This window comes from Oceanospirillum maris DSM 6286 (assembly GCF_000422865.1).
Taxonomy (GTDB): domain Bacteria; phylum Pseudomonadota; class Gammaproteobacteria; order Pseudomonadales; family Halomonadaceae; genus Oceanospirillum; species Oceanospirillum maris.
Genome location: NZ_AUGW01000007.1, coordinates 115,776 through 129,457, shown reverse-complemented (window position 1 = coordinate 129,457; position 13,682 = coordinate 115,776). Strand labels below are relative to the sequence as shown.

Below are 13,682 nucleotides of genomic sequence, written 5' to 3'. Positions count from 1 at the left end.
AGGAACAAAAGATATGAACTCATACTCAAATATAACTCAGCCATTAGGGAAAACCCCTTTCTTAGCATCATATAGCTTTTATGAAATGCATTCTTCTGATCCTATATCTGCAACGCCTAAGCGTATTATTGAAGTAGTTAGTCGGTTGGATATGAGAGAAGATTTTGTAGCACGACTGATGCTTTCTCTAAGAGAGCTGCCTACCAGGTTACTGCATAGATTGTTTCATAATAAACATCCTGATAATAATGCTCCTTTTGGGTTTGATAGCTTCACAAAGTTAAATGAAACTGAAAATGAAATTTCATTAGGACTTATTGGAAAGTTTTGGCGACCTGATTTGATTATTGAAACAATACATTCATCAGACGAATTTTATGATTTTAGCGATAAAAGCATGGCTAAGTTAGTCCTAAGGTTTCAAGTTATAGAGCAATATAATGAAAGCCCTATATTGGTTACAGAAACATTTATCTATTGCCCAAGTTTACGAACAAAAATTTTCTTTTCTCCTTACTGGTTAGTCATAAGACTAGCAAGCGGTTGGCTCCGAAAACGAACCCTCGCAAGCATTAAGAAGAAGCTAGAGGATTAGATTTTTATATTAGAGACTTTAAGGTTTAAGCATAACAATTATTAAGGGTAAACTACGGATGGATTCATTGCTTGGATTCAAGTAATAAGTGCAATCCAGTTTATTGTAATCCCCCCCATTTTTAGTCGGAGCTAAAAGTAGAGTTAAGCGGCCTTCATTGGAGGGCGATCATCATTGGCTTTATGGGGACGCTCATGATTGTAAAACCAAAGCCAGCGTGTAGCATAATCCTGAACCTCTTCCAGAGTCTCGAACAGATGCTTGCTGACCCAGCTGTATCTGCCGTCCTGTTAAAACGCTCGATATAAGCATTTTGCTGGGGCTTTCCTGGCTGAATATATTCAATTCGGATTGAGTGCTTATGTGCCCAATCTGTAAACTCACCACTGATGAACTCAGGGCCGTTGTCACAGCGGATAACGCTCGGCTTACCCCGCCACTCGATGAGCTGGCTCAGAGCCCTGATCACTCTTATCGTCGGCAGTGAAAAGCCTGCTTCCATTGCTAAGCCTTCGCGTCGGTAATCATCCAATACGTTGAAAAGACGGTATGTCCGCCCATCCGATAGCTGATCATGCATAAAGTCCATCGACCACACTTGATTCTGTCGCAGAGGTTGTTTCAGCGGTTCAGGCTTATGTCGGTTCAATCGTCTACGAGGCCTTATCCTGAGGTTTAGCGCCAGTTCACAATAAATCCGATAAACGCGCTTGTGGTTCCAGGAAAATCCCTTCTCATTGCGAAGGCAGTCAAAACACAAGCCAAATCCCCAGTCCGACTCATCTTCCGTCAGCTGGATCAGCCAGTTTGCGATCTCTTCATTCTCAGAATGAAGCCTCGGCTGATAGCGATAACAGGTGACCGAAGGAATGTAATGAGCGTTTGAGTGATGACAATCTGCAAAACTTTATCAGACTAGTGGGGATGGTTGTGGGGATGAGGTTTATAAGAGAAGTCTTTGAGAAACTTAAAATCACGCAACTTGTTGATTTTAAATGGCCCGCTCGGCGCGATTCGAACGCGCGACCACCGCCTTCGGAGGGCGGTACTCTATCCAGCTGAGCTACGAGCGGGCAGTGAGGTGCATTTTATGGTCTTATTCTCCTTATGTCTACTCTGAACCCTTGTTAGATCAAAGCAGTGAGGGATAAAGGGCTTTAAAATCAGGGTTTAAACGGATAGTCCGTGATTCGATGTTGGTAATTACGGTCTGGAATAAAGGCGCTTAGGGGCTTATTGGTGTGGGTTGTAGAGGTCATGCGCCTTGTTGGCTATTTCCGCTAAGACTAATTGCCGCTATACTTCCGTTTTTTAGGGTTAATAGAATACATACCGAAAAAAAAGCAAATCTTGTTTTTTGACGGACCAGTGATTAGAGGTGGTGAGAGTGAAACGCAGCGGAATTATCGCAGGTGTAGTGGGCGTGCTGGCTGGCGCGGTCCTAAGCACATCAGTACAGGCAGCAATGTCTAAAGAAGCTATTGCTGAGCGTCTGAAGCCAGTAGGCGACGTATGTATGCAAGGTCAAGATTGTGGCGGTGCAGCTCCTGCTCCAGCAGCAGGTGGCGGTAAGTCTCCTGAAGATCTTTATGGCTCTGTTTGTTCTGCTTGCCACAACACCGGCGCAGCAGGCGCACCTAAGAAAGGTGACGTAGCGGCATGGGCTCCACGCATCAGCAAGGGTATGGATACGCTTCATAACCATGCTCTGAACGGCTTCAATGCGATGCCAGCTAAAGGTGGTAATCCAACCTTGAGCGATGATGATGTAAAAGCTATCGTTGATTACATTGTTGAGAACAGCAAGTAATTTTCGATTAGAGATAAAAAGCCGGCGCTAATTTTTTGGAATTAGCACCGGCTTTTTTATATCTTAGATAAAGCCCATAGAGTTTATTCTGTATTACCCAAACGTTTTTTCAAGGCATCAAGGGCGGCATGGCCTCGGGCGCGTTTGGCTTCATCGGGGGCGTTCTCTTTGCCTTCCCATGCTAGATCGGCTTCTGGTAGCTCATCTAAGAAACGACTTGGGGTGCAGTTCAGCATCTCGCCAAACTGTTTGCGCTGACTGGCAAAGCTTAGGGTTAATGTTTCCCGCGCTCGGGTGATGCCAACATAAGCAAGGCGGCGTTCTTCTTCTATATTACCTTCATCAATGCTGTTGCGATGGGGTAACAGGTCTTCTTCCATTCCGATAATGTAAACGTGCGGGTATTCCAAGCCTTTGGCTGAGTGTAGGGTCATCAGCTGTACGCGGTCAGAATCATCTTCTTTCTCTTGCTGCTCTAGCATATCCCTTAGTACCAGCCGTGAGATGGCATCTTCGATGGTGGCGGTATCATCATCTTCTTGCATGCGGCTGAGCGTGTCTTTCAGGGAGTCTAGAAGAATCCAGACATTAGCCATGCGTTTCTCTGCGACATGGGGTGAGCTGGAGTTCTGGTATAGCCAAGCTTCGTAGTCGATATCTTGTATCATCTGACGAATGGCGGCGATAGGGTCGCCTTGGTAGCAGTTTTTGATCGTCTGTTGTAGCCAATGATTAAAGCGGCCAAGTTTCTCTAGCGCTTTGCCAGAAAGGTACTGCTCTAGGCCAATCTCTGAACAGGCGTTAAACAGGCTGATATGACGGCTGTTAGCATAGGTGCCAAGGCGCTCTAGTGTGGATGGCCCTATCTCTCGGCGGGGCATGTTGATCACCCGCAAAAAGGCGTTATCGTCTTCTGGATTTACCAAAAGCCGTAGGTAGCCCATGATATCTTTGATTTCATGCCGGGAGAAAAATGAGGTGCCGCCACTGATTTTGTAAGGCACTTGATAGGCCTGCAGCTTAATCTCCAGTAAACGCGCTTGATGGTTGCTGCGATAGAGAATGGCAAAATCTTTATAGTGACCATCATTTTTGATGCGATGGGTAAGAATCTCGGTGACGACGCGCTCTGATTCTGCATCTTCGTTACGACAGCTAATCACGCGTACCGGTGCCCCTGAACCCATATTACTCCACAGGGTTTTCTCATAAACGTGGGGGTTGTTAGCGATTAACGTATTAGCACAGCGTAAAATCAGCGATGTTGACCGGTAGTTCTGCTCTAATTTGACGATTTTAAGGTTTTTAAAATCATCTCCCAGTTTTATCAAGTTCTCCGGTCTAGCCCCACGCCAAGCATAGATGGACTGATCATCATCACCCACCACGGTTAATGCACCACGGTAGCCAATTAAGAGTTTTACCAGTAGATACTGGCTGATGTTGGTATCTTGATATTCATCCACCAACATATAGTGAATTTTATTCTGCCAGCGATCCAGTACCTCAGGGTTATCACGGAACAGGCGCACCGGTAGGCGAATCAGGTCATCAAAATCGACCGCGTTATAGGCCTGCAAGTGACGATCGTATTCACGATAAACCGCCGCCGCAAGAATTTCCCTGTCGTCTTGTGCTAATCCCGCCGCTTGCTCGGGTTCTATCAGGTCATTTTTCCAACCGGAAATCATATGCTGCACTGAACCGATAATTTCAGCATCGGTTTGGAAATCTTTGTGCATCAAATCTTTGATTAGCGACTTGGTATCCTGATCATCAAACAGCGAAAAGCCTGATTTATAACCAAGGGTTTTATGCTCCCGCCGAATAATAGTCAGGCCTAAGTTATGAAAGGTCGATACGGTTAAGCCCCGTGCTTCTTTGCCCTGCACCAGCTTACCTACCCGTGCTTTCATCTCTCGGGAGGCTTTGTTGGTAAAGGTTACCGCTGCAATCCGGTTGGCCTTGATCCCTTTTTCTTTGATCAGGTAAGCAATTTTAGAGGTGATAACACTGGTTTTACCACTACCGGCACCGGCCAGTACCAAAAGAGGGCCGCCAATGTATTCAGCAGCTTCACGTTGGCGTTCATTCAGGCGAGAGAGCATATTGGGTTCCGGTGTTGCTGGTTGGTTCAGGGGAAAAGAATTGTACCAGCCCCGCGCAAAAAAGCAGTGTGAACTTTAAACCTGTTCACCCTGCTGTTAATGAATCTGATTTAATTGAGGTGATACTTACAAACCGATAGGGTTTCGTATTAGGGATTCAACTGTTGCAGATAGCGATCCAGTTGTCTTAGCCCGAGGGCTTCGGAAACGGCGGGTACGCCCACGGTTTCTTCTCCCGCTAGATCCGCGATGGTGCGGGCGACCTTCAGGATGCGATGGTAGCTGCGGGGAGACAAGCCGAGCTGTTTCATGGCCTGTTGTAGTAGCACGCTGGCATCTTCTTGCAGCAAAATTTGATGATCCAGCTCCCGACCACTCAGGTGGGCATTACTTTTACCGGCCCGAGCGATTTGTCGCTCGTGGGCTTCCGTTACCCGCGCTTGAACCTGCTGGCTGCTTTCTCCAGGGCTAACGTTGGCCAGTTGTTCTGGTGGCAAACTGGTAACGGCAACTTGCAGGTCAATACGGTCGAGCAGTGGGCCGGATAGGCGGCTTTGATAGTTGCGAACCTGCTTGGCGGTACAGCGACAGCTTCTTAAGTTGTCGCCAAAGTAGCCACAGGGACAAGGGTTCATCGCCGCGACTAATTGAAAGCGGGATGGGTAGCGTACTTGCTGAGTTGCGCGGGAGATGTGGATTTCACCGGATTCTAACGGCTCCCGTAGTACCTCTAATACGCGGCGATCATATTCTGGCAGCTCATCTAAAAAGAGAATGCCGTTATGGGCCAGACTAATTTCGCCGGGTTTAGGGCGAGAGCCACCGCCAACCAAGGCCACGCCAGAAGCGGTATGGTGGGGGCTACGAAAAGGTCTGTGCCCCCAATCATCCATTGAGAAACGCCCTGATACAGAGGCCAGTGCCATCACCTCTAAGGCTTCCTGTTCGCTCATCATGGGCAAGATGCCGCCTAGTCGACTCGCCAGCAGGGTCTTTCCCGTGCCGGGAGGGCCGACCAACAGTAGATGGTGCTGGCCCGCCGCTGCAATTTCTAAGGCTCTTCGGGCTTGAAATTGCCCTTTCACATCGGCCAAATCAGGTTGCTCTTGCCAAAGTGCGGTTCGCGTTTTGGGCGCTATCTGATGCAAGGGCAGTGACTCTTGGCCAACAAGCATGGCTGTAACCGCTAGAAGATGGGGCGCTGTCATCACTTGATTGGCTTCTGGCAAAGAGGCTTCGTCGCCGTTGCCTATTGGTACCAGCATGGTTCGACCAGCTTTAGCACAGGCTAGTGCTGCGGGTAAAATGCCAGAGATTGGACGAAGTTCTGCAGATAGAGAGAGTTCACCGTAACATTCAAACTCTTCCAGTCGATCAACGGGAATCTGGTTTGATGCCGCAAGCACGCCTAAGGCGATCGCTAAATCATAACGCCCACCCTCTTTTGGCAGATCCGCCGGAGCCAAATTAACGGTAATACGCCGCTGAGGGTATTCAAAGCCAGCATTGATTAGGGCACTGCGTACGCGATCTTTGCTTTCCCGTACCGCTGTTTCTGGCATTCCAACGATGGCTAGGCCAGGCAGGCCATTGGTGAGGTGGACTTCAATTCGCACTTCCGGAGCATCAATACCCACGGAAGCACGACTGACTATTACGGCAAGTGTCATAGCACGGCTCCTTGTGCGTTGTACGTAAATTATTGCTTGGCTATCCCTACACTATAATGGCTCGTTACTCTTTCTCTTTAGTTACGTTTGATTCTTTAGCCATTAGCGTAGCAAGAGAGGCTTCCAGTTGAGCCACTTGCACTTCTAAAGCATCGGCTTTAGCACGAGTTCGTAGCAAAACATCAGTTTGGATATCAAACTCTTCACGGGTGACTAAATTGAGTTTAGCAAAAACATTCTCAGCCACCGATTGCATCTGGCGTTTTAGTTCTGCTTCGCCCGGGAGCCCTGCCCCAGAGAATTTCTCGCCTATTTGACGGGTGAACTCAGAGATCATTTCAGGTTTTAACATGTGGGTTCTCATCAATCGTTGATTGCATCTTTTGAAATGCAGTTATTTCTAGAGCGCGTTTTAACGCTTAGTGTATCACTTTATGGTGGTGCCCTTTATCCCCTAATTATCAGCAAAATCTTGCTTACTTTAAAAACAAGATAAGCAATATCTTGCTTATCTTGTTGTTTTATAAGAAATAAATTTCTTTAAATTCATATGGTTATATATTTTTATAGGTTGGCCTATGCCTTGCAAAATCCTTTTAGGATAGTGCTCGCTAGATATTAAGCGAGACGTTGTGGAAAAACAAAAAAGATAAAGATTAAGGGCGGCACCATGACAATTAATAAGAAAGTAATGCAAGGTACTCTGTTAAAAATGACTGCAATAAATAAGACAACCAAAAAAGCATCTGCACTTGCGCTGAAAGCTACAGTGTTGGCAGCAGCTTTGGCGGTTTCTGCAATGAGCTCTGGCGTACAAGCTCAAGATAATAAATCTTACATTCTGGCAACGGCAACGACAGGTGGTACTTACTATCCTGTAGGTGTTGCGGTCAGTACGTTAACCAAGGTGAAGCTTGAACCAATCCATAATGTATCGTTGTCAGCGATTAGTTCTGCTGGGTCGGGTGAGAACGTTAAACTACTACGTGAAAACCAAGCCCAGTTTGCAATTTTAATGGGGCTTTATGGTAGTTGGGCAAAAGAGGGTGCAGGCCCGCTTGCTAATTCTGGCCCACAAAAACATCTGCGATCTGTGACTATGCTTTGGCCTCAGGTTGAGCATTTTTTGATCGCTAACGATAAAGTGAAGACGGGCACTTTAGCCGATCTACAACAATTAAAAGGTACGAGCTTTTCTATCGGTAAACGGAATTCAGGCACTGAAGGTGCTAACCGTTATATCTTTGGCCAATTAGGAATTAACCCAGATGAGGATTTCGATCTAGCTTATTTAGGCTATGGAGCTTCTGCCGATGCATTCAGTAACGGTAAAATTGAAGGTATGAACACCTCTGCGGGTATTCCTGTTTCTGCTGTTACCCGAACTATGGCTTCTCTAGGTGATCAGGTTACATTATTGAATGTAACATCGAGTGAGTTGGCTCAAGTGAACGCCAAATACTCGCTTTGGGTGCCATATATGATACCTGCCAATACTTATCCTAGCCAGTCTAAACCAGTCCAGTCTATTGCGCAGTCTAACTTTCTTGCGGTTCGTGATGATGTCAGTGAAGAAGATGTCTATCAGCTAACGAAGGCAATTTACGAGAACTTAAGCTTTTTGAAAAATATTCATAAAGCTACTTCGGATATGTCATTGCAAAATGCGATTAACGGTCTACCTGTGCCGCTACACTCTGGTGCGCTACGTTTTTATCGTGAGCAGGGTATTGAGATCCCTCAAGCACTACTTTAACGTTTTTTGGCAAGGCCAATCTAGTTTTGGCAGGGTGTCACTTTCTGTTTAGTAGGCTGTGCAACGCCAGTTGTTTTGTTCGTGATATTTTATCGCGTTCATCGCTCACTTGGGCAACTGGCGAGGGGATCTCATAGCCTTAGGATTGTCTTGCTTTTTACGGCCTTGCCTTTTTCATTGAATTGATCTGTTGGTGCTCTAAAGCGCTAACGTCGCCATGTTTAAGCATAATATTTTTTATTGTTTAAAGAAGGATTCTGTTATGAGTCAACAGTCACAGAGCGAGGGTATGGTGCGAGAGTCTAATGATACACCATCCCTTGATGAGCTAGATGTTCACCTATCTTCGGACCCTGAATCGGCTGTTCCTGTGCCAGATAGTCAGGGTTGGTTGGGGCGGTTTGCTTTTGTATTTTGTATTCTTGTTGCTATAAGCCATATTTATTTTAATACGTTAGGCAATATGTCAGAACTTTGGCTATCGGCAATGCACTTCGGTATGTTTGGCTTTTTATGCGCACTTTTATACCGTACAGGTAAGCACCATACCGGCATTAGTAAAATGATTCACTGGGGCGGGAATATCCTTTTAGGCATTTTGAGCCTTGGTGTTGTCGGCTATCTGATGCTGGAAGAATCTGATCTGTATGCCCGAGGAGTAACCTTTATTTCCAGTGACTGGATCGCGGCAACACTCGCTGTTGTTTTAGTGGTGGAGTTTGCCCGCAGAACTAGCGGCTGGGTTATTCCTATAATGATTATTATCGCGCTAACCTATGTTGCTTGGTGGGGTAAGTATCTAACAGGAGTCTTCCATTTTCCTGGATTAACTACTGAGACTTTATTGTTCCGTAGTTACTTCTCAAATGAAGGCATGTTTGGTTCTATTGCACGTATTAGCTCCACTTACGTGTATATGTTTATTTTGTTTGGGGCATTTTTGGTTCGCTCTGGTGCCGGTGATTTTATTATTGAGTTGGCGCGATGTGTTGCTGGCCGTATGATCGGTGGCCCAGGTTTGGTTGCGGTGCTTGGTTCATCTTTAATGGGCTCTATCTCTGGCTCTGCGGTGGCTAATACGGTTTCAACAGGCGTTATTACTATCCCTATGATGAAGCGCGCGGGATTCCGACCAGTATACGCAGCAGGAATTGAAGCTGCTGCGTCTACCGGTGGGCAGCTTATGCCGCCAGTAATGGGAGCTGGCGCTTTTATTATGGCCTCTTACACGCAAGTACCTTACTTAGAGATTATTACACTGGCCTTTTTACCGGCTATGATCTATTTCTTGTCCGTTGCCTTTTTCGTCCGTATTGAAGCTAAACGTTTGAATATTCAAGTGGTTGAAGAAGAAATCCCGCGTGTTCGGGATATTATGAAGCGTGGCTGGCATTCTTTAGTCCCTATTGGTGTATTAATCGCTCTACTGATTTATGGTTTCACACCAACTTATGCAGCAGGCTTTAGTATTTTGAGTGTCATTATCGCATCTTGGTTGTCGCCTAGGCCTATGGGCTTAAAAGATATTGCTGAGTCCATGGTACAGGGGACTTATAATATGATCCCAACGGCAGTGTTACTTATTGCTGTTGGTCTCGTAATTAATGTGGTTACAACGACGGGGGTCGGTAATACTTTCTCCCTAATGATCAGTCAGTGGAGCGGGGATAGCCTTTTAATTAGCCTTGTTCTAGTAGCATTAGCATCTCTAGTTGTTGGCATGGGCTTACCCGTAACGGCTTCTTATATTGTATTGGGTACACTTTCTGCTCCAGCTCTTTATAGTTTGCTGAATGAATCCCACCTGATTGATTATTTGATGAGCGGTGAAGTTGATGGCATGGCGAGCGCTATGATTACCTTAAGTTTGCCAAATCTAGCGGAAGCCTTATCTCAAGGTTTAAGTCTTGAACAGGCACAATATGTTATTGCTAGCTTGCCAGCTGACTCATTGGATATGGTTATTGAGCAAGGTTTATCGCCAGAAGTGCTGACAGTCAGCTTGGTTAGTGCCCATATGATTATTTTTTGGCTGTCACAGGATAGCAATGTAACGCCTCCGGTGTGTTTAGCTGCCTTTGCGGCGGCGGCTGTTGCTCGAGCTAACCCGATGAAGACAGGGTTTATGGCATGGCGCTTTGCAAAAGCACTTTATGTGGTGCCGCTTCTATTTGCGTATACACCTCTAATTGGTGGTACTTTGACTGAAGTGGTGCAAATTTTCATTTTTGCTTGTCTAGGGATGTATGCACTTGCTGGGTTCTTTGAGAATCATTTAGAAGGGCCGCTATTACTTTGGCAGAGAGCATTATTGATACCTATAGCAGGTCTACTGTTGTGGCCAAATTTAGGCCTAATCGCACAGTTAGCAGGCGCTATTATACTTGCCTTCTTGTTCATAATGAGCCGTCGTGCAGAACCTGAGAACCCTCATCGTGTTGTTAGCGTTGAGACTGCCTAACAAAGATTCAGTTGCAGGTGATATTTATTGCCTGCACTGCTTTTTCATTGGCCCTTGAGGTCTGCACCGTGCATAACTCTGTTATTCGTTCAGCTAAGGGTGGCCAGCTTAGGTATATTGTTGTGCTGGCGCCAATGTTGTTATTAAGCTTTCTTATGACGGGTGTGGCAACCGATTGCACTTATCGTAACTCTTTAGCTCAGTTGGAACGGGAAAGCCACTTCAAGCTTAATCTCTATAAAAAAGTAGTACTTAGTGAACTAAAGCGACATGCCTATCTTCCGCTTATGCTATCTAAAGATGATCAGGTGCTATCGTTTCTATTTAATTCAGAATTTAGGGCTGAAGGGCAAGCATTAAATAGCCATCTTGAGACTCTGAGTGAAGGGACTGATGCACTTAATATTTATTTGATGAACTTAGCAGGAACGACGATTGCCACCAGTAATTGGAATGATGAAACCAGTTATCTTGGTCAGAACTATCACTATAGACCTTATTTCCAAGATGCTTTGCAAGGCAAGCCTAGTATTTTCTTTGCTATTGGCGCTACTACAGGTATTTCTGGACTCTTCTTATCTAGTCCTGTCTATATCAACGATAGCATTGCTGGTGTTGTTGTTGTCAAGGTAAGTATGCGTCCCTTGGAGAAGTTGTGGGCTGAGCAGGGAGCTGAGAAGGTTTTTTTAACTGATGATAACGGCATCATTTTTAGTAGTAATGAGGCTGGTTGGCGCTTTAATGCGGTATCCAGTTTGACCTCCTTGCAGCAGAAGCGTTTGAAAGCAGATCGCAAATATTTAGACTTCAACATTAAGTCATTACCGATTACTCAATATTCAAATTATTTAGAATATCGATTAGTGCATATTAGAGAGAATGTCCGCAGTGCTCGGTATTACTTATGGCAGGATCAGGCCTTGCCTAATAGCCCTTGGAAACTACACATTATGGCCAGCTCTCAACCAGCCAGAGAGTCGGCAATTAACGCTTTTTTTCTCGGCATATTACTATCCGCTTTTGTCGGGTTATTAGGCTATGTGATGTTAAAGCGACGACGAGTTGCTGACCGTCTTCAAGAAGCACACGATCTACTTGAGCAGCGAGTAGAAGCTCGAACTCAAGAGCTATCAAAAAGTAATCAGCGGTTGACTTATGAAGTTATCGAAAGACAGAAGGCTCACGAAGCTCTTCGGCGTGCTCAAGATGATTTGATTCAAAATAGTAAACTTGCAGCATTAGGACAGATGTCTGCGGGTATTACTCATGAGCTAAACCAGCCCCTATCAGCGATACAAACCTTTGCTCGTAATGGTGAAAAACTATTAGACCGTGAGCGTTACAGTGCCGCTCAGGAAAGCTTCTCCCGAATATACGGCTTAACAACGCGAATGGGTGAAATTATTAACCATTTAAAAACCTTTGCTCGCAAAAGTGAAAAGCGCCGAGAGCCGGTAGATCTTGTCGAGTGTATACAAAGCGCATTACAGCTGGTTGAACATATGAGCCAACGGGATCAAGTGCATATTGAACTACTGGGTTCCCAACAAGCAGTTTTTGTATTGGGTGATCCCGTTCGCTTAGAGCAGGTATTTGTTAATTTGCTGAGTAATGGGGTTCAAGCTCTGGTTAGTTCAGAGCAAGCGAATAAAGTTATCCAGATAAAGCTTAGCCAGAGTAAAAGTCTTGTAGTTATCAGTATTCATGATAATGGCCCAGGATTTGATGATCAGATTCTTGAATCTATTTTTGACCCCTTCTTTACGACTAAAGAACTGGGTGAAGGGATGGGGTTAGGCTTATCTATTGTTTACGGTATCTTGATGGAACATAACGGAAAAATTCATGCCCGTAATGATTCTGGGGCAGAAATTTGTGTTCAGTTACCTGCGCTAGATAGTAGTCGACAGTAGCTGTTTGATTGAGAAGGATTATTTAGGAGAAAGCTATGGCTCATCAGACCTTAGAGCATTGGCGTGAACTGATAGTACTCTTTGTTGATGATGAGGAGAGTATGCGCTTATCTGCGGAGCAGTGTTTACAATTAGAAGACTTAAACGTTATTACCTGCACCGATGCTGAAGAAGCTCTTCGGCACTTAAAGCCAGATTTTAATGGCATTTTGGTGACAGATATAAAAATGCCTAAGACTTCGGGATTAGAACTAATGGATCGTGCTTTGTCTCTAGATCCAGAGTTGCCTGTTATTTTGCTTACCGGCCATGGGGATATTGATACAGCCGTTACTGCAATGCATAAGGGAGCTTTTGATTTTCAGCAAAAGCCTTTTAATCCCGATCACTTTATCCGCATGGTTGAACATGCATTGGTGCAGCGTTCGTTAGTATTGGATAACCGAGCGCTACGAAAGCAGGCTAAGGCCTCTGACATTGCCGATGTTTATCTACTAGGAAAAAGTGCACCGATGCAACAACTGCGAGATATGGTGCGCGATTTGGCTGACCTTCCAGTGAATGTCCTTATCTATGGAGAAACAGGTAGCGGTAAAGAGCAAGTTGCCCACTGTTTGCATCAGTTAAGCTGTCGTCAGAAAGCACCCTTCGTTGCTCTTAATTGTGCGGCAATGCCAGAGCATCTTTTCGAGAGTGAGGTATTTGGTTTTGAAAAAGGAGCTTTTACTGGAGCGGATCGTCAACATACTGGCAAGTTAGAATTTGCCAGTGGTGGTACTGTCTTACTCGATGAAATAGAAGCGATGCCGATAACGTTACAGGTAAAGTTGCTTCGGGTATTACAGGAGATGAAAGTTGAACGGTTGGGGTCCAATCGACAGATTGATCTGGATTTTCGTTTGATTGCTGCAACTAAAACAGATCTTCTGGTTGCTTCAGATGCGGGACTGTTTCGGGAAGACCTTTATTTCCGGCTGAATGTTGCTGAGATACATATCCCACCATTAAGGGAGCGGCGGGAAGATATTCCACAACTTTTTGATGCCTTTGTACAGGAAGTAGGTCTTACTTATGAGCGAGATGTTTACAGTGCTGACCTTGACGATCTAAAAGCTTTAATCCAGCACCGGTGGCAAGGAAATGTACGTGAGCTGAAAAATACGGCTATACGGCTAAACGTTTTGCTTTTGGCCGAATGGGTCAAAAACTTTCTGTGGCTGAGCTGCTAAAACAAGGTTGCTCGTCAGAAATAACACACAGTTTATCGCAACAGATGCAAAGTTTTGAGCGTAACTTATTGGAAAATGCGCTGAGCCGCCATAAAGGGCAGGTGCAACCGATACTTGATGAACTAAAACTTCCACGACGG

General features: G+C 45.3%; 9 protein-coding genes, 1 tRNA gene and 1 pseudogene. 6 read left to right on the top strand and 5 right to left on the bottom strand.

Annotated elements, in window-relative coordinates:
* Positions 1-13: 13 nt before the first annotated feature.
* On the top strand, positions 14-595 hold the full coding sequence (locus G517_RS0102160) for a hypothetical protein (RefSeq protein WP_051205880.1): 582 nt from the start codon (positions 14-16) through the stop codon (positions 593-595).
* Positions 596-738: 143 nt separating this feature from the next.
* Here the strand turns inward: G517_RS0102160 and G517_RS17415 are convergent.
* Positions 739-1,460 (bottom strand): annotated as a pseudogene (locus G517_RS17415) (IS3 family transposase); the annotation flags it as partial.
* A 131-nt stretch (positions 1,461-1,591) separates the two neighbouring features.
* Positions 1,592-1,668: transfer RNA gene (locus G517_RS0102150), tRNA-Arg, on the bottom strand.
* Positions 1,669-1,982: 314 nt separating this feature from the next.
* Here G517_RS0102150 and G517_RS0102145 point away from each other — a divergent pair.
* Positions 1,983-2,405, top strand: coding sequence for a c-type cytochrome (locus G517_RS0102145; protein ID WP_028303027.1), 423 nt, complete (start codon positions 1,983-1,985; stop codon positions 2,403-2,405).
* An 83-nt stretch (positions 2,406-2,488) separates the two neighbouring features.
* On the opposite strand, the gene rep is transcribed toward G517_RS0102145, so the two are convergent.
* The 3 genes from rep to G517_RS17410 form a co-directional block, all read right to left on the bottom strand.
* On the bottom strand, positions 2,489-4,513 hold the full coding sequence (rep, locus tag G517_RS0102140) for a DNA helicase Rep (RefSeq protein ID WP_028303026.1): 2,025 nt from the start codon (positions 4,511-4,513) through the stop codon (positions 2,489-2,491).
* A 149-nt stretch (positions 4,514-4,662) separates the two neighbouring features.
* On the bottom strand, positions 4,663-6,183 hold the full coding sequence (locus tag G517_RS0102135) for a YifB family Mg chelatase-like AAA ATPase (RefSeq protein ID WP_028303025.1): 1,521 nt from the start codon (positions 6,181-6,183) through the stop codon (positions 4,663-4,665).
* 64 nt (positions 6,184-6,247) lie between these two features.
* The gene (locus G517_RS17410) at positions 6,248-6,535 is read right to left on the bottom strand and encodes an accessory factor UbiK family protein (RefSeq protein WP_051205877.1); all 288 of its coding nucleotides are present in this window, start codon (positions 6,533-6,535) and stop codon (positions 6,248-6,250) included.
* A gap of 360 nt (positions 6,536-6,895) precedes the next feature.
* Here G517_RS17410 and G517_RS0102120 point away from each other — a divergent pair, with 360 nt between their 5' ends.
* The 4 genes from G517_RS0102120 to G517_RS17405 all read left to right on the top strand — a co-directional run bounded on the left by G517_RS0102120 (position 6,896) and on the right by G517_RS17405 (position 13,542).
* Positions 6,896-7,939: a TAXI family TRAP transporter solute-binding subunit gene (locus tag G517_RS0102120; RefSeq protein WP_051205941.1), complete on the top strand. Its 1,044-nt coding sequence runs from the start codon at positions 6,896-6,898 to the stop codon at positions 7,937-7,939.
* Positions 7,940-8,201: 262 nt separating this feature from the next.
* Positions 8,202-10,400, top strand: a complete 2,199-nt coding sequence (locus G517_RS0102115) for a TRAP transporter permease (RefSeq protein WP_245543171.1) — start codon at positions 8,202-8,204, stop codon at positions 10,398-10,400.
* 68 nt (positions 10,401-10,468) lie between these two features.
* Complete coding sequence (locus G517_RS0102110; RefSeq protein WP_157833134.1) at positions 10,469-12,313, top strand: sensor histidine kinase; 1,845 nt, start codon at positions 10,469-10,471, stop codon at positions 12,311-12,313.
* Positions 12,314-12,348: 35 nt separating this feature from the next.
* Positions 12,349-13,542 carry a sigma-54-dependent transcriptional regulator gene (locus tag G517_RS17405; protein ID WP_245543170.1) on the top strand — a complete coding sequence of 398 codons (1,194 nt, stop codon included), beginning with the start codon at positions 12,349-12,351 and terminating at the stop codon, positions 13,540-13,542.
* Positions 13,543-13,682: the final 140 nt, after the last annotated feature.